Annotated in this window: 21 protein-coding genes; 14 read left to right on the top strand and 7 right to left on the bottom strand. The window is 58.9% G+C overall.

Annotation, left to right across the window (positions count from 1 at the left end; translation table 11 throughout):
* Window positions 1-99: 99 nt before the first annotated feature.
* The 7 genes from GH784_RS20735 to motA all read right to left on the bottom strand — a co-directional run bounded on the left by GH784_RS20735 (window position 100) and on the right by motA (window position 6,853).
* The gene (locus GH784_RS20735) at window positions 100-1,392 is read right to left on the bottom strand and encodes a flagellin N-terminal helical domain-containing protein (protein ID WP_065703820.1); all 1,293 of its coding nucleotides are present in this window, start codon (window positions 1,390-1,392) and stop codon (window positions 100-102) included.
* A gap of 306 nt (window positions 1,393-1,698) precedes the next feature.
* The gene (locus GH784_RS20730) at window positions 1,699-2,136 is read right to left on the bottom strand and encodes a hypothetical protein (RefSeq protein ID WP_003515097.1); all 438 of its coding nucleotides are present in this window, start codon (window positions 2,134-2,136) and stop codon (window positions 1,699-1,701) included.
* A gap of 5 nt (window positions 2,137-2,141) precedes the next feature.
* Window positions 2,142-3,224 carry a flagellar biosynthesis protein FlhB gene (gene flhB / locus GH784_RS20725; RefSeq protein ID WP_003515096.1) on the bottom strand — a complete coding sequence of 361 codons (1,083 nt, stop codon included), beginning with the start codon at window positions 3,222-3,224 and terminating at the stop codon, window positions 2,142-2,144.
* A gap of 125 nt (window positions 3,225-3,349) precedes the next feature.
* Window positions 3,350-4,393: a flagellar motor switch protein FliG gene (fliG, locus tag GH784_RS20720; RefSeq protein ID WP_003515095.1), complete on the bottom strand. Its 1,044-nt coding sequence runs from the start codon at window positions 4,391-4,393 to the stop codon at window positions 3,350-3,352.
* 27 nt (window positions 4,394-4,420) lie between these two features.
* Window positions 4,421-4,960, bottom strand: a complete 540-nt coding sequence (fliN, locus tag GH784_RS20715) for a flagellar motor switch protein FliN (RefSeq protein ID WP_065703819.1) — start codon at window positions 4,958-4,960, stop codon at window positions 4,421-4,423.
* Between the two features lie 64 nt (window positions 4,961-5,024).
* Window positions 5,025-5,984: a FliM/FliN family flagellar motor switch protein gene (locus GH784_RS20710; RefSeq protein ID WP_003515092.1), complete on the bottom strand. Its 960-nt coding sequence runs from the start codon at window positions 5,982-5,984 to the stop codon at window positions 5,025-5,027.
* The gene (gene motA / locus GH784_RS20705) at window positions 5,981-6,853 is read right to left on the bottom strand and encodes a flagellar motor stator protein MotA (RefSeq protein ID WP_003515090.1); all 873 of its coding nucleotides are present in this window, start codon (window positions 6,851-6,853) and stop codon (window positions 5,981-5,983) included. Before motA ends, GH784_RS20710 begins: the two co-directional genes overlap by 4 nt.
* 184 nt (window positions 6,854-7,037) lie before the next feature.
* Between motA and GH784_RS20700 the strand changes: the two genes are divergently transcribed.
* From GH784_RS20700 to fliP, 14 genes are all read left to right on the top strand, one after another.
* Window positions 7,038-7,817: a DUF1217 domain-containing protein gene (locus tag GH784_RS20700; RefSeq protein WP_003515087.1), complete on the top strand. Its 780-nt coding sequence runs from the start codon at window positions 7,038-7,040 to the stop codon at window positions 7,815-7,817.
* Window position 7,818: 1 nt separating this feature from the next.
* Window positions 7,819-8,553: a flagellar basal-body rod protein FlgF gene (gene flgF, locus GH784_RS20695; protein WP_003515085.1), complete on the top strand. Its 735-nt coding sequence runs from the start codon at window positions 7,819-7,821 to the stop codon at window positions 8,551-8,553.
* 11 nt (window positions 8,554-8,564) lie between these two features.
* Window positions 8,565-9,971, top strand: a complete 1,407-nt coding sequence (gene fliI, locus GH784_RS20690) for a flagellar protein export ATPase FliI (RefSeq protein WP_003515084.1) — start codon at window positions 8,565-8,567, stop codon at window positions 9,969-9,971.
* Between the two features lie 3 nt (window positions 9,972-9,974).
* Window positions 9,975-10,547, top strand: a complete 573-nt coding sequence (locus tag GH784_RS20685; RefSeq protein ID WP_013635475.1) for a hypothetical protein — start codon at window positions 9,975-9,977, stop codon at window positions 10,545-10,547.
* 238 nt (window positions 10,548-10,785) lie between these two features.
* Window positions 10,786-11,178 (top strand): flagellar basal body rod protein FlgB, encoded by a 393-nt coding sequence (gene flgB / locus GH784_RS20680; protein ID WP_003515082.1) that lies wholly within the window; start codon window positions 10,786-10,788, stop codon window positions 11,176-11,178.
* A 3-nt stretch (window positions 11,179-11,181) separates the two neighbouring features.
* Window positions 11,182-11,601 carry a flagellar basal body rod protein FlgC gene (gene flgC, locus GH784_RS20675; protein WP_003515081.1) on the top strand — a complete coding sequence of 140 codons (420 nt, stop codon included), beginning with the start codon at window positions 11,182-11,184 and terminating at the stop codon, window positions 11,599-11,601.
* Window positions 11,598-11,933 carry a flagellar hook-basal body complex protein FliE gene (locus GH784_RS20670; RefSeq protein ID WP_003515080.1) on the top strand — a complete coding sequence of 112 codons (336 nt, stop codon included), beginning with the start codon at window positions 11,598-11,600 and terminating at the stop codon, window positions 11,931-11,933. Before flgC ends, GH784_RS20670 begins: the two co-directional genes overlap by 4 nt.
* Before the next feature lie 122 nt (window positions 11,934-12,055).
* On the top strand, window positions 12,056-12,844 hold the full coding sequence (gene flgG, locus GH784_RS20665) for a flagellar basal-body rod protein FlgG (RefSeq protein ID WP_003515079.1): 789 nt from the start codon (window positions 12,056-12,058) through the stop codon (window positions 12,842-12,844).
* Window positions 12,845-12,864: 20 nt separating this feature from the next.
* The gene (flgA, locus tag GH784_RS20660; RefSeq protein WP_013635474.1) at window positions 12,865-13,353 is read left to right on the top strand and encodes a flagellar basal body P-ring formation chaperone FlgA; all 489 of its coding nucleotides are present in this window, start codon (window positions 12,865-12,867) and stop codon (window positions 13,351-13,353) included.
* The gene (locus GH784_RS20655) at window positions 13,350-14,471 is read left to right on the top strand and encodes a flagellar basal body P-ring protein FlgI (RefSeq protein WP_003515077.1); all 1,122 of its coding nucleotides are present in this window, start codon (window positions 13,350-13,352) and stop codon (window positions 14,469-14,471) included. Before flgA ends, GH784_RS20655 begins: the two co-directional genes overlap by 4 nt.
* On the top strand, window positions 14,468-15,004 hold the full coding sequence (locus tag GH784_RS20650; RefSeq protein ID WP_065703817.1) for a MotE family protein: 537 nt from the start codon (window positions 14,468-14,470) through the stop codon (window positions 15,002-15,004). Before GH784_RS20655 ends, GH784_RS20650 begins: the two co-directional genes overlap by 4 nt.
* Window positions 15,001-15,717 (top strand): flagellar basal body L-ring protein FlgH, encoded by a 717-nt coding sequence (flgH, locus tag GH784_RS20645; protein WP_003515062.1) that lies wholly within the window; start codon window positions 15,001-15,003, stop codon window positions 15,715-15,717. Before GH784_RS20650 ends, flgH begins: the two co-directional genes overlap by 4 nt.
* Before the next feature lie 28 nt (window positions 15,718-15,745).
* Window positions 15,746-16,246, top strand: coding sequence for a flagellar basal body-associated FliL family protein (locus tag GH784_RS20640; protein ID WP_013635471.1), 501 nt, complete (start codon window positions 15,746-15,748; stop codon window positions 16,244-16,246).
* Window positions 16,243-16,980, top strand: a complete 738-nt coding sequence (gene fliP / locus GH784_RS20635) for a flagellar type III secretion system pore protein FliP (RefSeq protein ID WP_003515060.1) — start codon at window positions 16,243-16,245, stop codon at window positions 16,978-16,980. The genes GH784_RS20640 and fliP overlap by 4 nt, the downstream gene beginning before the upstream one ends.
* Window positions 16,981-17,032: the final 52 nt, after the last annotated feature.

The raw sequence follows: 17,032 nt of genomic DNA, 5'->3' as shown, positions 1-17,032 counted from the left end.
CCCGACGTTAGGTGTTCAAACTTGTGCGAGGATGAAGGCGGGCGCCGTTTTCAGAAACCTTGCAACCAACTCCCCCGAACCCGCCGGACCGACGCCGGTTTACTTGAAGAGCTGAAGGATGTTTTGCGCGTTGGCATTGGCGATCGAGAGCGCCTGGATGCCGAGCTGCTGCTGTGTCTGCAGAGCCTTCAGCCTGGTCGATTCCTCGTTCATATCCGCATCCACGAGACGGCCGATACCCTTGTCGATCACGTCCATCAGGCTCGAGACAAAGTTTTCCTGCATGTTGATGCGGCTCTGTAGTGAGCCGAGGCTGGAGGCCGTGCTGGTCATGGCTTCGAGCTGCTTGTCGACAAAACTCATCATCACATCGATGGCGTCGGAAGCGGTGTAGTTCGTGGTGCCACCGGAAAAACCGCTCATGGCTGCCGCCACGACATCGAGATTGTCGAGATCGAGCGTGGAGACGGAAAGACCGAGGGATCTGGCAACGGAGGTCGGCGCACCGGTCGTGTCATAAAACCAATCGTTGCTGCCTGTGTCCCGATAGGCCGCCGCGACGGTGGTGGTGCCGCTCGAAGGGTTGGTCGCCGTCACCTTGACCCAGGTATTCTCGGACAAACGAAGATAATTCACCGTTCCGTTGCTGTAGACGCTCGGGTCGGTATTCGTATCCGGCGTCGCCGCATTCAGCGTGCCGATTTCCGCGTCCGTCAATTTCTTGACGACGTAACCCGCATTGGTGGTCACGCCGGCTGTCGTCGATGTTTGGGTGATCTGTTGTTCCGTCTTCGCGACAAAAACGGCGCTCTTGTCGAGAATACCGAGTTTTCCGCCGCTGAGGTCGAAAAGCACGGCACTGCCGTCCAGCACATAGTCAACCGTGGTGACGCCGACATTGCCCGAACCGGTGCGTGTGAAGGACGCGACGACCTTTTTGGTGATGGGTTCTACAACCGGCGGCGTGCCACCATTGCTGATGCTGGCCTGCAGCCAGTTCTCGCCGGAGAAGGAGGCAGATTCCGACGTGCTCTTCAGCTGTTCCTGAAGCTGCTTGATTTCGTCCTGGATCTTGCCGCGGTCAGCCCCGACGCCATAGGCGGCGACAAGCTTTTCCTTGATTTTCTTGACGACCTCGATCGAGTTCGCAAGGGCGTCATAGGCCGTATCGACCTTGGCGGCGCCCAGTCCCAATGCATCCTGCACGGCCGAGAGCGCTGCATTGTCGGAGCGCATGGTTGTGGAGATAGACCAGTAGGCGGCATTGTCCGCCGCCGTTTCGACACGGTAGCCGGACGACACACGCGCCTGCGTCGTCTCGAGATTCTTGTCGATCATGCGCAAGGTTTGCAGCGCGGCCATCGCCGCCGCATTGGTCAAAATGCTGGTCATTGGGTCCACCCAATTGGTACTGTCAGGAAAAATCCGGCGCTGCGCCGAAAACGAGCAGAGGCATCATGCGCATCAGCGATGGTAAAAAGAGCCACCGCGACCTGCCGTTCGTTAACAAATCGTTAATTCGATAGGTACCAAACAACAACGCTGATTTGCAAGGCGTTCCTTGCCTTCACAGGCCGGTTTTGCATAAACCGACACGCTTCAGGCAAGGTCGGGTGAAAAAACGCCCGAATGAAGCCATCGCGCCCGCGAATTCGGAAGGCGCAATGAATAATATATGAGAATGTCCGCTAGACTGGTTCAGGCAGCTTCGCCTTGGCGGGCCGACACGAATCGGGCAGCCGTCAGGCTCTGACGGAGAAATTCGGTGTTCTCGTCCGGATTTTCCGAAGGGTTCTGAAACGAAACATGATTGATCTCGACCGCAGCATGCTCGTTGGCCAGAATCAATTGCGCATAAACCGTCGCGCCGTGCGGTTTCAGTTCGAGATCGAGGACGATCTCCGGCGCCCCTTCCCATTCGAGCCTGTATTCGCCACCGGCACCGAAATTGATCGTGCCCGGATGATAATAAAGCTCCGCGGCCGACGAGACGAGGTCGGCAATGCTGCCGTAGCACTCGAATCTGAGCAATGAAATCAGGTCGGCCGGATCGAGCAGGCGCAGTTCGGTGGCGATCGGGTTGATCGCCTCTGCGACGATCATTTCCCGCTTTTCAGAATAGGCGGATTTTTTCATTGGTTTTATTGAACCCGTATTTTCGATGACTTCATGGCGTAAACCCGATGAACGAGCTCAGCTACAGCCTTGTAAAAAGCTGGTGGAATCACACTATCGATCGAGACTTGCGCAAACATGGAGCGTGCGAGCGGCGGATCTTCAAAAACGGGGATATTATTTTTCTCCGCAATCTCGCGGATTTTCAATGCGATAAGGTCCTGACCCTTGGCAACGACGACAGGCGCGTCGCCTTCTTCGCGAACGTAACGCAACGCCACTGCAAAGTGTGTCGGGTTGGCAATCACCAGTGTCGCGCGCGGCACATTGTCGATCATGCGGCGGCGGGCGCGGTCACGGGCGACCGAACGCTGACGGGCTTTGACCACTGGGTCGCCCTGCGATTGCTTGTACTCTTCCTTCACCTCATGCTTCGTCATTTTCAGCTGGCTGAACCAGTGGTGGCGCGTCCACAAAAGGTCGACGGCGGCAAGCAGCGCGGTCGAAAAGAGAATCACGACCATCATCTTTTTGGTGAGCTCGACAACCCTGACGAAAATGACCTGCGGGTCGGAGAACATCAGGTCGATGAGACTGTAGAAATCGCCGCGAAGAGACAGGAACATGATGATCGAAACGATCAAGATCTTGAACAGCGATTTGCCGAATTCCACAAATCCCTGCTTGCTGTAGATGCGGCCGAACCCCTTTGCGGGCGAGATGCGCGACCATTGCGGACGCACCCTCTCAAGCACGGGCGACGGCAGGTTCTGGAAAAACGAGGAGGCAAGGCCGAAGACGATGAACATGATCATGGCCGGCATGAGCAGATAGGCCATGGACGTGCCGAGGAAATAAAGCAGCGACAGGGCATCCGGCCTGGTGCTGAGGTTCCATTGTTCGGGCTGGCCGAACAGGTCCTTCAGCGTTACGCCGAGGCGACCGGCGCCGTCGGGCAAAAAGAAAACCAGATAGCAGTAAAAGGCGAGTGACGAAGCAAAGATCGGGACCTCGCGAGAAAAGGGAAGATTGCCCTTTTCCGCCGCATCACGGAGTTTTTTCTCCGTTGGGTCTTCTGTTTTACTGTCCTTGTCCTGATCGTCTGCCAAGGCACGTTCCCGGGATAAAAAAAGCCCGCCGATCGCGGCAGGCCGTCATTCCGAAACTAGCGCCCGAGACCGGCCATCGCAATGGCCGGCATTACCTGTGAGGCGGGTTATCAACCGGCTTCCGCTCAGGCTGCTGCGGATTGTTCCTCTGTGGAGGCTTCCTTCAGCTGAATCTGACCGGAATTGGCCAGCCGGATCGCTTCCTGCGCCACGGCGCGGCGTGCAATCGCCACTTCGCGGGTGTTGATAGAAGCCTGCGGCACGGCGAGGTCCGATTCGATCATGCGGCGCTGGCGCGGGCTGATGCTGGACAGCACACACTCCTTGATTTCCATGGTTGCGCCACGCAGCGCCATGGTGAGAACGTCCGCCGAGACATCGTTGAGCAGCAGGACGCGGCTGCGCTGCGGCATGAACATGAGATCGTCGAAGAGGAAGATCTTCGGCTTGACCTTGTTGGCAGCTTCCTTGCTGAGCGTTTCGAGCGAGCTGAGCAGCGTATCGACCTGCGGCTTTTCCATTTCGTTCATCAGGTCGGCAACCTTCGTGGAGCCGCCCGCATTGCGCTCTGCTTCGATCTCGTTGATGAGGTTGACCACACGCTTCTCGATGATCTGGGCAGCCGTGGGGCTGACTTCCTTCATGTTCACCGTGCGGTTCATGATATCGGCGCGCTGCTCTTCGGGAATGGTCAGAAGGACCTTGGCACCGAAGGACGAGGGCAGCATGGAGAGGATATAGGCGATGGTCTGGGGATGCTCGCGCAGCAGGAACTTGCCGACGAATTCCGGCTCCGCTTCCTGCAGGCGATCCCAGATCGACGCTTCATAGGCCTGGAAGGCTGCACGACGGCCGAGAAGGCTGTCCACCTCCTCCGGTGTCAGGCCCTCTTCGAGAATGCTTTCGATCGCCTTGGCATTGTCCATCAGACCCGTTCCTTCCGTGAACAGGTCTTCGAACTCCGCCACGATCTGGGCGAGTTCGTCAGGGGGAATGACACGCAGCGTCTGGGCCGAGGAAATGATCATCTGCAATTCGTGCTGCGTGAAAAATTTCAGCAGCTTGCCGGCGACGCCCTTGCCCATGGCAAGAAGCACCGCGGCCGCCTTGTCGGCCTGAGACAACGGCTTCCCTGCCAGCGGGTTACCGAAATCCTCGAAGTCCATCATGGTCTTTCCTCTCCGTCCCCACAGGGATCAGGCTTTTCTCGTACTCATTACTTCAATCAATTTTACGCCGAAGCGCGTATCGTCGTCTTCAAGTACCGTTATTTCACCGCGCGCAATACGGCGGCCATTCACCATGATCTCGACCGGTTCACCGATCTTGCGGTCAAGCGCGATCGTTGCACCCTCTTCAAGGCTCATCAGACCCGAGACGAGCATGCGGCTGGTGCCGAGAACGATCTGGACATCGATCGGGATATCCATGATCAGGTCCATATTGTCGGACAGGCCACTGCCGAGCGGCGCCTTGATGCCCGCGACCTGTGGGGTGGCCGCGAAATCGTTCATAGCAAAATCGCCCGCTCCGCCACCGAAGGCGGAAAGGTCGCTGTCGGTGGAAGCGTCGTCAACGCTCCCGAAATCCCCGAAGTCGCCAAAGTCGGACAGCGAACCTTCCGCATCCGTCTTGAGGACGCCACGCAGATCGCCGATAGCCTGGTCGAGCTCACCGCCGTCTTCAAGCGACGGCAGCGCCATATCATCGGTCACAGGTGTTTTCTTCGTAGCCATGCGCTGATTATTCCCTTTGAAACTTGCGTCAGCCTGCCCAGAACCCAAAAAAGGTGGACAGGTTTTAACCCATCAGATGTCGCAAGATCTCGTCGTCCGTGCTGACATTGTTCTTTACCCGAACCATGTAGCGGTCGCCGGACTTGCCGAATTCACAATTATAGAGCTTGGAGCCGTTGGCGCTGACCTCGACGCCGATGTCGTCCTGCTTCAGATCCTGAAACGGAATGACGTCGCCGGCCACCAGCCTGGAGATCGTCCGCAGGGTCAAGGTTTCGAGCTTGATGCGCGCCTCGAGCGTTACCTGCGATCTCTTCACCTGCTCAGAGATCAAATCCACCCATTCCGCCTGCTTCTTCAGCGCCTGGGCTGAAGCCTTGGGAGCGGCGATGGAGGTCTTGAGCAGGGGCCGCTGCGGCACGATCAGCGCGAATTCCGAAGAAACCTTGCCGATGGCGATCTTCATGCGGACTGTCACACCGTAGAGGCCAGCGATCATCTCCTCGAAGGCGCTTTTTCCATTGGCCGTAAAGGGCGGGTCGATCGTCGCCTCGAAACCGCCCGGCGCGTTGACGCCCGACCGCAGGACACCCCCGATGCGCCCGAGAACCATGGCCGCCAGGTCGAGTTCGATGTGGGACAGGCTGCGCTCGTCCGGCTCGCCGATGGTGTCGGCGGCGGCGCCCAGCATGCGCTCCATGAGCGCGATGACGAAGCCGTTGCCGACCGCCATCATGAAATTGGGGCACCAGTTGCGCAGAGAACAATCCGCAACCGAGAAATTGCCGCCGATATTGGCGATGAGATCGGTCATCAGCCCCGATTCGGAGCCGATATATTCGACGTCTATCGCAATGCCGGTCTCGCTGTGAAAGATATCAGGCAGGAATTCGCTGTAGAGATGGCCGATATCGGAGCCGACCTTCGCGATTGTCTTGCGGTCGGAAAGCCCGCCGGTAAGTTTCGCGAGCAGCGACGTGTCGATGACGGGTGCTCTTTGCTGTGCAGCTTTAGCCATGGTCATGCCGCCTTGTTTTCGCCGCCGGGGTTCATCATCTCCTGTTCGACGGCGTCGATGGACGGCCGCTCGTAGTTGGAGATGGTCTTGCGCCCGTATTCAAGCGCGACCTGCGGCACCGAGCCGTTCATGTAGGCGATCAGCGTCTGCTTGACGATGATGTAGAGGCGGTGCTGCTTGGTGCGGACGATCTTGACCTGCGAAGCGAGCGGGTTGCAGATCGAATAGGACAGGATGATGCCGAGCATGGTGCCCACCAGTGCGGCGCCGATGAGGCCGCCCAGCACTTCCGGTGATTCGTTGATCTTGCCCATGGCCTTGATGACGCCGAGAACCGCCGCGACGATACCGATGGCGGGGAAGGAATCGCCCATGGTGGTGATCGCGTGGTAAGGTTTCAGCTTGTCGTGCAGGATGGTCTCGATTTCCTCGTCCATCAGTGCTTCGATTTCGTGGCTGCGCGCGTTGCCGATGATGATGAGGCGGACGTAGTCACAGATAAACGACGTCAGCTCCTTGTTCTTCAGCACCGAGGGTGCGCTCTGGAAGATCGAGGATTCTTCCGGATTGTCGATATGCGCCTCGATCTCGTTGCGCGATTTCGTGCGCAGGTCGCGCATCAGCGAATAAAGTACGCCGAGTACGTCGAGATAGTTGCGCTCCTTCGGGACCGAGTGCTTGAAGGCCTCGCCGAGCGCCTTGCCCGAATCCTTCACGACCTTCATCGGGTTCGCCATGATGAAGCCGCCGAGGCCGGCACCGCCGATAATCAACAATTCGAACGGCTGAACCAGCACGTCCAGATGGCCGCCCATCGCCATGTAGCCGCCGATGATGCAGCCGAAGGTGATTATAAGTCCAATTACAATATTCATTGATCGACCACGCCCGAACAGTGTTCCATGCCGCCATCTCTAGAAAATGTGGCTTGCGTGAACCTGTCCGCGGGGCCTCTTTCCCTCGTCGCCGCAGCCAGTTTCGCACAAGCAACATCCGGCATTATCCCGACAAAGGCGGACGTGCGCCTTGGTATCGGGATCAAACGAGAGCGGCGGTTCAGTGACTTCCACCTACACCAGCTACAGACTGATCAGTCAGGACATCGGCAAATCGCTTGAGCGTGTGTCGAAGCAACCCGACGTGGCGCGCGAAACCGAATATTACCGGTCGAAGATCGGCAGCGTGAAATCCGTCGACGACTTCATGGCCGATACCCGTCTTTACAATTATGCGCTGAAAGCCAACGGCCTCGAGGACATGGCGTATGCGAAAGCCTTCATCCGCAAGGTGCTGACCGAAGGCACGGCCGACAAGAACGCCTTCGCCAACAAGCTTTCCGACAGCCGCTATTCGGACCTTGCGAAATCGCTCGACTTTGCAAGTCTCGGTGCAGCTGCAACTGCGACCGAAGCGGCCCAGTCCGGCATCATCAGCAAATACACCCGCCAGACGCTGGAGCAGGAGGCGGGCGGCGACAATAACGGTGTCCGGCTTGCTCTTTACTTCGAGCGCAAGGCACCAACGATCAAATCGGGTCTCGATTTTCTAGCCGACGACGCGCTCGCGCAGGTGTTCCGCACCGCCTACAACCTGCCTGACGAAATTGCGGCAGGAAGCGTCGAAAAACAGGCCGCGCTCATCGAAAAATCCATCAATATCAAGGATCTGCAAAATCCTGAAAAGGTCGGCAAGCTGCTCGAGCGTTTCACCATCATGTGGGAGATGCAAAATCCCTCGACGACCTATGATCCTCTGGCCGTTTTCGGCTCCTCCAGCGGCTACGGCATTTCCCCGGACCTGCTGATCTCCATCAACTCCCTGAAACTCGGAGGCAAATGATATGCAATCCGGACTATACGTCGCCCTTTCCTCGCAGATCGCGCTGGAGCGTCGTCTCACCACCATTTCCGACAATATGGCGAATGCGAACACGGTGGGTTTCCGCGGTTCCGAAGTGAAATTCGACGAAATGGTCGCCAAGAACCACAATGACATGAATGCCAAGGTGGCGTTCGTGTCGCAGGGTAACGACTATCTCTCCACCCGTCAGGGCGCCTTCGAACAGACTGGCAATAGTTTCGATTTCGCCATCAAGGGCGATGCCTGGTTCGCGATGGACACACCCGACGGCCAGATCCTGAGCCGCGACGGGCGTTTCACCATGCGCCCGGACGGCGCGCTCATCTCCTCAAGCGGTTATCCGGTTCTCGACGCCGGCGGCGGTCCCATCCAGCTCAATGCGAATGGTGGCCCGATCACCGTCAGTCTCGATGGTGCGATCAGGCAGAACGACAACATCGTCGCCACGCTCGGCATCTTCCAGGCGGATTTCTCGAAAGGCTTCCTGCGTCATCCCAATAGCGGCGTGAAGCCCGTGGCCCCGCCGACGCCGGTCGTCAACAATCACGAGGTCGGCGTCGTTCAGGGTTATCTCGAGCAGTCGAACGTCAACGGCATTTCCCAGATGACGCAGCTCATCCAAGTCAACCGGGCCTTCGAGAGCATTTCGTCGCTGATGCGTGATACCGAATCCACTTTCGGCGATGCCATCAAGACGCTTGGCGGCGCACGTTAAGGAACTGAGCGATGACAATGCCGGAATCCACGCTCACGGTCGAGGCGATTTCACCCAAGCTCGCCCAGCTCGCCAGCCTTGCCGGACACTATGCCGATCCGGAGTTTTCGGTGGCGCCGGGCGGCCATGTCCGCACCATCGCCGCCGGACACTACACGGTTTCCGGCCTGTCGCGGCATGTGAGGCTGGGCGAGTTCGTCGCCCATCGCAGCGCGACCGGTATCCATCTCGGCGAAGTCGTGCGCGTGGAACCCGATATCTGCTACGTCTGCCCCATCGAACCGGGCGAGCCGATTGGCATTCACGACACCGTCATCCGCAAGGGTGCCTTCCGCGTTGCGCCTGACGACAGCTGGTGCGGCCGCACCATCAATGCGCTTGGCGAACCCATCGATGGCAAGGGTCCGCTTGCATCAGGCACGGAGCGCCGTCCGATTTCCAGCAATGCACCGCCGTCGATGACGCGCAAGCGGGTGGAGACGCCTTTCAAGACGGGTGTCCGGGCAATCGATATTTTCTCGCCTCTCTGCCTTGGCCAGCGTCTCGGCATTTTTGCGGGCTCAGGCGTGGGAAAATCCACGCTGCTATCGATGCTTGCCAAGGCCGATGCCTTCGACAAGGTCGTCATCGGACTTGTCGGCGAGCGCGGTCGCGAAGTGCGCGAGTTCATCGAAGATACGATGGGCGAGAATATGGGCAAGTCCGTTGCCGTTGTCGCGACCAGCGACGAAAGCCCGATGCTGCGCAAGATGGCGCCGCTTTCGGCCGTCACCATTGCCGAATATTTCCGTGACAGGGGCGACAACGTCCTTCTTATCATCGACAGCGTGACCCGTTTTGCCCATGCGATCCGCGAAGTGGCGGTCGCTTCGGGTGAACCGCCGGTGGCACGCGGCTATCCGGCCTCGGTCTTCACCGAATTGCCGCGCCTTCTGGAGCGGGCGGGACCCGGCGCCGAAGGCAGCGGTACCATCACCGCCATCGTCTCCATTCTGGTGGACGGCGACAACCACAACGATCCGATTGCCGATTCGACCCGCGGTATTCTCGACGGCCACATCGTGCTGGATCGCAGCCTTGCAGAAGAAGGCCGCTATCCTCCGATCAATCCTCTGGCCTCGATCTCGCGTCTCGCCAAGAAGGCATGGACACCGGATCAGGAAAAGCTGGTGTCGCGTCTGAAAGCGCTGGTGCACCGCTTTGAGGAAACGCGGGACCTGCGCCTCATCGGCGGTTATCGACCCGGCACCGATCCCGATCTCGACATGGCGGTGAAACAGGTTCCGATCATCTATGAAACGCTGAAACAGCTTCCGAATGAACCGGCGGCGCAGGACGCCTACGCCGATCTGGCGACCGCGTTGCGCGGTGGAGTGCAAAATAATCAGCCACAGGTAAACCCGAGAATGAGAGGCTGACCCGTGAAAAAGAAACAGATCGACAAGATCGACGATAGCGACCTCGAGAACGTACAGCCGCAGCCTCCCTTCTTCACGCCCGACCGTATTCTGGCGTGGACGGGAATAGGACTTGCCGCCGCCGCCGCATTTTTCCCCTGGTACGTGTTCTTCAACGAGGACAAGTTTGGAATGAGAGTGGCAGACGGCGACCGCACGCGCGACTTGCCCCATACCGGTCCGCGCGAAGTCTTCAGCGTTTCGCCCCTGGCCATGACCAATCGCAACAAGGAAGACGCGCCAGCGCCCGGCGAATTGCCGGACATGCTGACGACGGCGACGGTCAGCGAAAAGGGTAAGGAAAAGCAGAACAATCTCGCCGCAGGGCTTGAAGACCAGCCCTTCCCCGGCCAGACGTCCTTCCGCCTGCTGCATGTCTCCAACGGCCGCGCCCTCATCGAGGACGGATCGGGCATGTATATGGTGCGGGTGGGCTCCACATTGCCCGACAACGCGCGCCTGACCAAAATCGAGCAGCGCGACGGCGAGTGGATGATAGAGACTTCTTCCGGCAAAACCTATCATCCCGAGAAGTAGTCAGACCGGCACTCTGCTGAAGTCTGCTGCCGTCGCCGGATCCAATCCGGCAGGACGGAGACGTCTTCGCAATTCACTATTCGATCCCATGGCGTGCCGCATTTAACGGCGCGCCATTTTTGTTTTCGCAATCGCCTTCGGGATCAGATTCTCCAGTGCTTCCGCACCTACGCGCCTCACCGCAAGTCTGACGCAAGATTAGCACCGTAGGTTCGGGCCATACGAGATGGAGAAGTCTATGCAACCGATTCAACTGTTCGATCTGGCCTCCCGCCAAGCGGAATGGCTGAGCGTGCGGCAGGAAGTCGTGGCGACCAACATCGCCAACGCCAACACACCCAAGTTTCACGCCAAGGATGTCAGTCCTTTCGAAGCGGTCATGCAGGCCACCAGCCAGCAGGTCGGCATGGCGAAGACCCATCCCGCCCATTTCGGTGCTAGCGAGCTCAGCGAAAATATCGCGGTGCGCGACAACCCGATCAATAACGAGATCGGCATGCAGGAGTCCGGCAATTCGGTCGCGCTTGCCGAGGAAATGACCAAGACCGGCGAGATCAAGCGGCAATACGACCTGAACGCCAGTCTCGTCAAATCCTTCCATCGCATGATGCTGATGACGGTAAAGAGGTAAACCATGGATCCCTTGAGTGCGGCGAGCAAGATCGCGGGCAGCGGCCTGGAAGTGCAGTCCACCCGACTACGTATCGTTTCGGAAAACATTGCCAACGCAAGATCGACCGGCGACACGCCTGGCGCCGACCCCTATCGCCGCAAGACCGTGACATTCGGCTCCGAGCTTGACCGCGTAAGCGGCGTGCAGCGCGTGACGGTAAAGAAGCTTGGCGTCGACCGCGGCGATTTCGTCCATGAATACGACCCCGGCAATCCGGCCGCCGACACCAGCGGCATGGTCAAGATGCCGAACGTCAACGTCCTGATCGAAATGGCGGATATGCGCGAAGCCAACCGCAGCTACGACGCCAACCTTCAGGTCATCCGCCAGACACGCGACCTCGTCGCCTCCACCATCGACCTTCTGAAAGCATCGCAATGATCGACGGCATCAAACAACTCGGTTCCCTCTCGCTCACGCGTGGCACGAGCAACGTCTCTTCGCTGACCGACAGCATTTTCGGCAGCCAGCAGACGACGCCCGCCCAGCAGACGGGCGCAAGCTTCGCAAGCGTTCTCGGCAATATGTCGACGGATGCGATGAACAACCTGAAGAAGGCGGAAGTGGCCTCCTTCGAAGGTATTCAGGGCAAGGCAAACACACGCGAAGTGGTCGATGCCGTGCTTTCGGCCGAGCAGTCGCTGCAAACGGCCATCGCGTTCCGCGACAAGATCGTGTCGGCCTATCTCGACATTACCAAGATGCAGATCTAGAGCGCGTCCGGTTTGAAGCCAATCGTTGGCCGCGCTCTAGGCCTTTGTTTTTAAGCACTTTCCGGACGCAGAACCGCTCCGCGCCTTTACTGGAAATGCTCTAGCCCCGCAGGAAAAATGACATGAGAGCTCTTGCCATCGCTGCCACCGGTATGGACGCCCAGCAGACCAATCTGGAAGTCATTGCCAACAACATCGCCAACATCAACACCACCGGCTACAAGCGCGCGCGTGCAGAGTTTACCGATCTTCTGTACCAGACCGAACGCATGCAGGGTGTGCCGAACCGTGCCAACCAGGCGATCGTGCCTGAGGGAGCGAATATCGGCCTCGGCGTGCAGACTTCCGCGGTGCGCAACATCCACACCCAGGGCAACCTGATCGAAACCGGCAACAAGCTCGACGTGGCAATCATCGGCCAGGGCTGGTTTCAGATCGAGGCGGCCGACGGTTCGACGCTCTACAGCCGCGCCGGCGCCTTCAACAAGAATGCTGACGGCAACCTCGTGACGGTTGATGGCTACAATGTCATCCCGAACATCAATATCCCGACCGACGCGCAGGACATCACCATCACCCGCACGGGTCAGGTGACCGCCCGCATCGGTAACGCTGCGGATTTCACTGAACTCGGCCAGTTGACCATCGCCAACTTTGCCAACGAGGCGGGTCTGAAGCCGCTCGGCGACAACCTCTTTTCCCAGACGCCGGCCTCCGGCGCCGCCGTTATCGGCGTGCCTGACGATCCGAGCTACGGCTACATCAAGCAATCCTACCTCGAAGGCTCGAACGTCGATGCCGTCAAGGAAATCACCGACCTCATCACGGCGCAGCGCGCCTACGAGATGAATTCCAAGGTCATCACCACCGCTGACGAAATGGCTTCGATTGTCAGCAAGAACCTGAAGTAAGAACGGAAAGGCAGGCGGACATGAGGTTTGGCCGGAAACATAGCAGCTGCAGAACGGCACTCGTCCGTATGTGCCTTGCGTCTGCCTTTTCACTGGGTGCCATGGCACCCGCTTTTGCACAGGCACCGACGGCGCTGGTTCCTACTCGCACGATCTATCCGGGCGAGACGATCACGCCCGAACAAGTGAAGCCGGTGGAAGTGACCAACCCCAACATTTCCGCTGGTTACGCGAGCGATATCAGCGAAGTGGAAGGCATGATCTCCAAGCAGACATTGCTTCCCGGCCGCACAATCCCCATTGCAGCGCTTCGTGAACCGTCACTTGTGGTGCGCGGCACGAGCGTCAAACTCGTTTTCCACATCGGCAACATGACGCTGATGGCATCCGGAACGCCCATGAGCGACGGCTCGCTCGGCGAGGTCGTAAGGGTACGCAACATCGATTCCGGCGTGATGGTCAGCGGTACCGTCATGAAGGACGGAACCATTCAGGTTATGGCGAAATGAAAGTGCTTCGTATCCTCTGTGCGGCTCTGGTCATTTCGGCCCTGCCCTTCATCTCGACGCCGCCAGCCCAGGCAGACACGTCCCGTATCAAGGATATCGCATCCCTGCAGGCCGGACGCGACAACCAGCTGATCGGATATGGTCTCGTCGTGGGCCTACAGGGCACCGGCGACAGCCTGCGCTCTTCACCCTTCACCGAACAGTCCATGCGCGCCATGCTGCAGAACCTCGGCATCACCACGCAGGGCGGCCAGTCCAATGCCAAGAACATCGCCGCCGTGATGGTAACGGCCAACCTGCCGCCATTCGCCAGCCCCGGCAGCCGTGTAGACGTGACGGTCAGCTCGCTCGGCGACGCCTCCTCGCTTCGCGGCGGCAACCTCATCATGACATCGCTTTCCGGTGCAGACGGGCAGATCTATGCGGTCGCGCAGGGAGCACTGATCGTCAACGGCTTTTCGGCACAGGGCGATGCAGCGACATTGACGCAGGGCGTAACGACCTCGGCGCGTGTGCCGAACGGCGCGATCATCGAGCGGGAACTGCCGTCGAAATTCAAGGATTCGGTCAATCTGGTCCTTCAGCTGCGCAATCCCGATTTTTCGACCGCGGTGCGCGTCGCCGATGTCGTTAACGCCTTTGCCCGCGCCCGTTACGGTGATGGCATCGCCGAACCGCGCGATTCGCAGGAAATCTCGGTGCAGAAGCCTCGCACCGCCGACCTGACGCGGTTGATGGCGGAAATCGAAAACCTGACGGTCCAGACGGATACGCCGGCGAAAGTCGTGATCAACGAGCGCACGGGCACGATCGTCATAGGCGCGGATGTGCGTATTTCCCGCGTGGCGGTGAGCTATGGAACGCTGACCGTGCAGGTGACGGAATCGCCGCAGGTCATCCAGCCCGCGCCCTTCTCGCGCGGCGAGACGGCGGTGCAACCGCAGACGGATATCATGGCACTGCAGGAAGGCAGCAAGGTCGCCATCGTCGAAGGCCCTGACCTTCGCACGCTGGTTGCCGGTCTCAACAGCATCGGGCTCAAGGCGGACGGCATCATCGCCATTCTGCAAGGCATCAAATCCGCCGGCGCCCTTCAGGCGGAGCTCGTGCTGCAATGATGGAACTTCAGAAGAAAACTGCTTTCAGGAACGGCTTTACCCGGTTCGCGGCCGTTGCCTCGCTGCTTTTCCTGTTGCCCGCCGCCGGCGCCGAAAGCCAGCAGAACGTGGTGTCCGAACTCAGCACGCAGGATGAAATCCAGAAATTCTGCACCAATATTGCCGATGCGGCCCGCGACCAGCGCTATCTCATGCAGAAGCAGGAGCTGGAAAAGCTTCAGGCTGACGTCAACGAGCGCATTTCCGCGTTGCAGGACCGCAAGGCGGAATATGAGGACTGGCTGGCACGCCGCAATCATTTCCTCGAGCAGGCGAAAAGCAATCTGGTCAATATCTACAAGACGATGAAGGCGGATGCCGCAGCACCGCAGCTCGAGAAGATGCATGTGGAAATCGCGGCTGCCATCATCATGCAGCTTCCGCCGCGCCAATCGGGCCTCATCCTCAGTGAAATGGATGCTCAGAAAGCCGCAATCGTCGCCGGCATCATGTCGCAGGCAATCGACAAAAACACTTCGAAGGATCCTTCATGACCCCGCGTCTTCCGGCCCTCCTCCTGCCGCTTGCCCTGCTTGCCGGCTGCCAGAACAACCAGACCCTGAAGGAAATCGGCAACGCTCCCGCGATGAGCCCGATCGGCAGCGGCCTGCAATTCAGCCAGACGCCGCAGATGGGCATGTATCCGAAGCAGCCAAAGCACATGGCGAGCGGCTATTCGTTGTGGAGCGACAGCCAGGGTGCGCTGTTCAAGGATCTACGTGCGCTTAACATCGGCGACATCCTGACCGTCAACATCCAGATCAACGACAAGGCCGATTTCGACAACGAAACCGAGCGCAACCGCACCAATTCCAGCGGCCTGAACTGGAAGGCAAAGGCGGAAATCTTAGGTTGGACGCCGGAGGCAGATTCCAACATCAAATACGGCTCCGACACCGACACCCAGGCCAAGGGCAAGACCAAGCGTTCCGAAAAGCTGACGCTGATGGTGGCGGCCGTGGTGACCGGCATTCTCGAAAACGGCAACCTCATCATCAGCGGTTCGCAGGAGGTGCGCGTGAATCACGAAATCCGCATCCTCAACGTGGGCGGTATCGTCAGGCCGCAGGATGTCGATGCGCAGAACATGATCTCCTACGAGCGCATCGCCGAGGCGCGCATCTCCTACGGTGGCCGCGGCCGCCTGACGGAAGTGCAGCAACCCCCGGTCGGTCAGCAGGTCGTCGACCTGTTCTCGCCGCTCTGACGCCGACATGCGAAAGCGGGACTGACCCATGGAAAACGAACAGACTGAGGGCAAGAAAAAATCCTCGCCGATGGTCATGACCATCGCTGGCGTTGCAATCCTCACCCTGCTGGGTGCGGGCGGCGGCTGGTTCGTGGGCGGCATGGTCGCCCCGAAGATCGCCGGCGCCGAGGCGCATGCCCCGGCTGCCGCCGGCGAACATGGCGAGAAGAAGGGCGAGGGCATCGATAAAATCCCGGCAGAGGCGAACGGTATCGTCCAGCTCGATCCCATCACCACCAACCTTGCATACCCCTCCACGAACTGGGTGCGGCTTGAAGTGGCGCTGATGTTCAAGGGTCCGGTAGAGGTCAATCTCGCGGAGGATATCCATCAGGATATCATGGCCTACGTCCGCACCGTTTCCCTTCAGCAGCTGGAAGGCCCGCGCGGCTTTCAATATCTTAAGGATGACATTCAGGAACGAGTTGACCTGCGCTCTCAAGGGCGCGTATCCAAGGTCATGTTCCGGACCTTTGTCATCGAATGATTCGATTTCTTGTTACCATCGCTGTTCTTTTGGCTTTGCCGGGCCTTGCCAACGCCCAGCAATTTCCGACCGATCTGTTCAATACACAGATAGACGGATCCGTCGCCGCATGGATCATTCGCACCTTCGGCCTTTTGACTGTCTTGTCAGTCGCGCCGGGCATCCTGATCATGGTCACGAGCTTTCCGCGCTTCGTGATCGCCTTTTCGATCCTGCGCTCCGGCATGGGGCTTGCCTCGACCCCGTCGAACATGATCCTCTTGTCGATGGCGATGTTCATGACCTTCTACGTCATGTCGCCGACCTTCGATAAAGCCTGGACAGACGGCGTGCAGCCGTTGCTGCAGAACCAGATCAACGAACAGCAGGCGATTGGGCGCATCGCCGAACCCTTCCGTACCTTCATGAACGCCAATACGCGCGACAAGGATCTGAAGCTGTTCGTCGATATCGCCCGCGAGCGCGGACAGGTCGTGATGACCGACAATGTGGTCGACTACCGCGTGCTCGTTCCGGCCTTCATGCTTTCGGAAATCCGGCGCGGTTTCGAGATCGGTTTCCTGATCATCCTGCCGTTTCTGGTCATCGATCTCATCGTCGCCACCATCACCATGGCCATGGGCATGATGATGCTGCCACCCACCTCGATTTCCCTGCCGTTCAAGATCCTTTTTTTCGTGCTGATCGACGGCTGGAACCTGCTGGTCGGCAGCCTTGTGAGATCGTTCAACTGACGGCAATTGTGCCGAAATAATCTTCGTTAATCCTGTTTGTTAACCCCGCAGC

It is taken from the genome of Agrobacterium tumefaciens, from assembly GCF_009649785.1.
GTDB lineage: Bacteria > Pseudomonadota > Alphaproteobacteria > Rhizobiales > Rhizobiaceae > Agrobacterium > Agrobacterium tumefaciens.
Note: the sequence above shows the minus strand (reverse complement) of the source record. Positions and strands in the feature narration are given on the sequence as shown.

Bases quoted from the DNA above. Each gene is read 5' to 3' on its own strand.
- GH784_RS20735 (WP_065703820.1), bottom strand. From the start codon at position 1,392: ATGACCAGCATTTTGACCAATGCGGCGGCGATGGCCGCGCTGCAAACC.
- GH784_RS20730 (WP_003515097.1), bottom strand. From the start codon at position 2,136: ATGAAAAAATCCGCCTATTCTGAAAAGCGGGAAATGATCGTCGCAGAG.
- fliG (WP_003515095.1), bottom strand. From the start codon at position 4,393: ATGATGGACTTCGAGGATTTCGGTAACCCGCTGGCAGGGAAGCCGTTG.
- fliN (WP_065703819.1), bottom strand. From the start codon at position 4,960: ATGGCTACGAAGAAAACACCTGTGACCGATGATATGGCGCTGCCGTCG.
- GH784_RS20710 (WP_003515092.1), bottom strand. From the start codon at position 5,984: ATGACCATGGCTAAAGCTGCACAGCAAAGAGCACCCGTCATCGACACG.
- motA (WP_003515090.1), bottom strand. From the start codon at position 6,853: ATGAATATTGTAATTGGACTTATAATCACCTTCGGCTGCATCATCGGC.
- flgF (WP_003515085.1), top strand. From the start codon at position 7,819: ATGCAATCCGGACTATACGTCGCCCTTTCCTCGCAGATCGCGCTGGAG.
- fliI (WP_003515084.1), top strand. From the start codon at position 8,565: ATGACAATGCCGGAATCCACGCTCACGGTCGAGGCGATTTCACCCAAG.
- flgB (WP_003515082.1), top strand. From the start codon at position 10,786: ATGCAACCGATTCAACTGTTCGATCTGGCCTCCCGCCAAGCGGAATGG.
- flgC (WP_003515081.1), top strand. From the start codon at position 11,182: ATGGATCCCTTGAGTGCGGCGAGCAAGATCGCGGGCAGCGGCCTGGAA.
- GH784_RS20670 (WP_003515080.1), top strand. From the start codon at position 11,598: ATGATCGACGGCATCAAACAACTCGGTTCCCTCTCGCTCACGCGTGGC.
- flgG (WP_003515079.1), top strand. From the start codon at position 12,056: ATGAGAGCTCTTGCCATCGCTGCCACCGGTATGGACGCCCAGCAGACC.
- flgA (WP_013635474.1), top strand. From the start codon at position 12,865: ATGAGGTTTGGCCGGAAACATAGCAGCTGCAGAACGGCACTCGTCCGT.
- GH784_RS20655 (WP_003515077.1), top strand. From the start codon at position 13,350: ATGAAAGTGCTTCGTATCCTCTGTGCGGCTCTGGTCATTTCGGCCCTG.
- GH784_RS20650 (WP_065703817.1), top strand. From the start codon at position 14,468: ATGATGGAACTTCAGAAGAAAACTGCTTTCAGGAACGGCTTTACCCGG.
- flgH (WP_003515062.1), top strand. From the start codon at position 15,001: ATGACCCCGCGTCTTCCGGCCCTCCTCCTGCCGCTTGCCCTGCTTGCC.
- GH784_RS20640 (WP_013635471.1), top strand. From the start codon at position 15,746: ATGGAAAACGAACAGACTGAGGGCAAGAAAAAATCCTCGCCGATGGTC.
- fliP (WP_003515060.1), top strand. From the start codon at position 16,243: ATGATTCGATTTCTTGTTACCATCGCTGTTCTTTTGGCTTTGCCGGGC.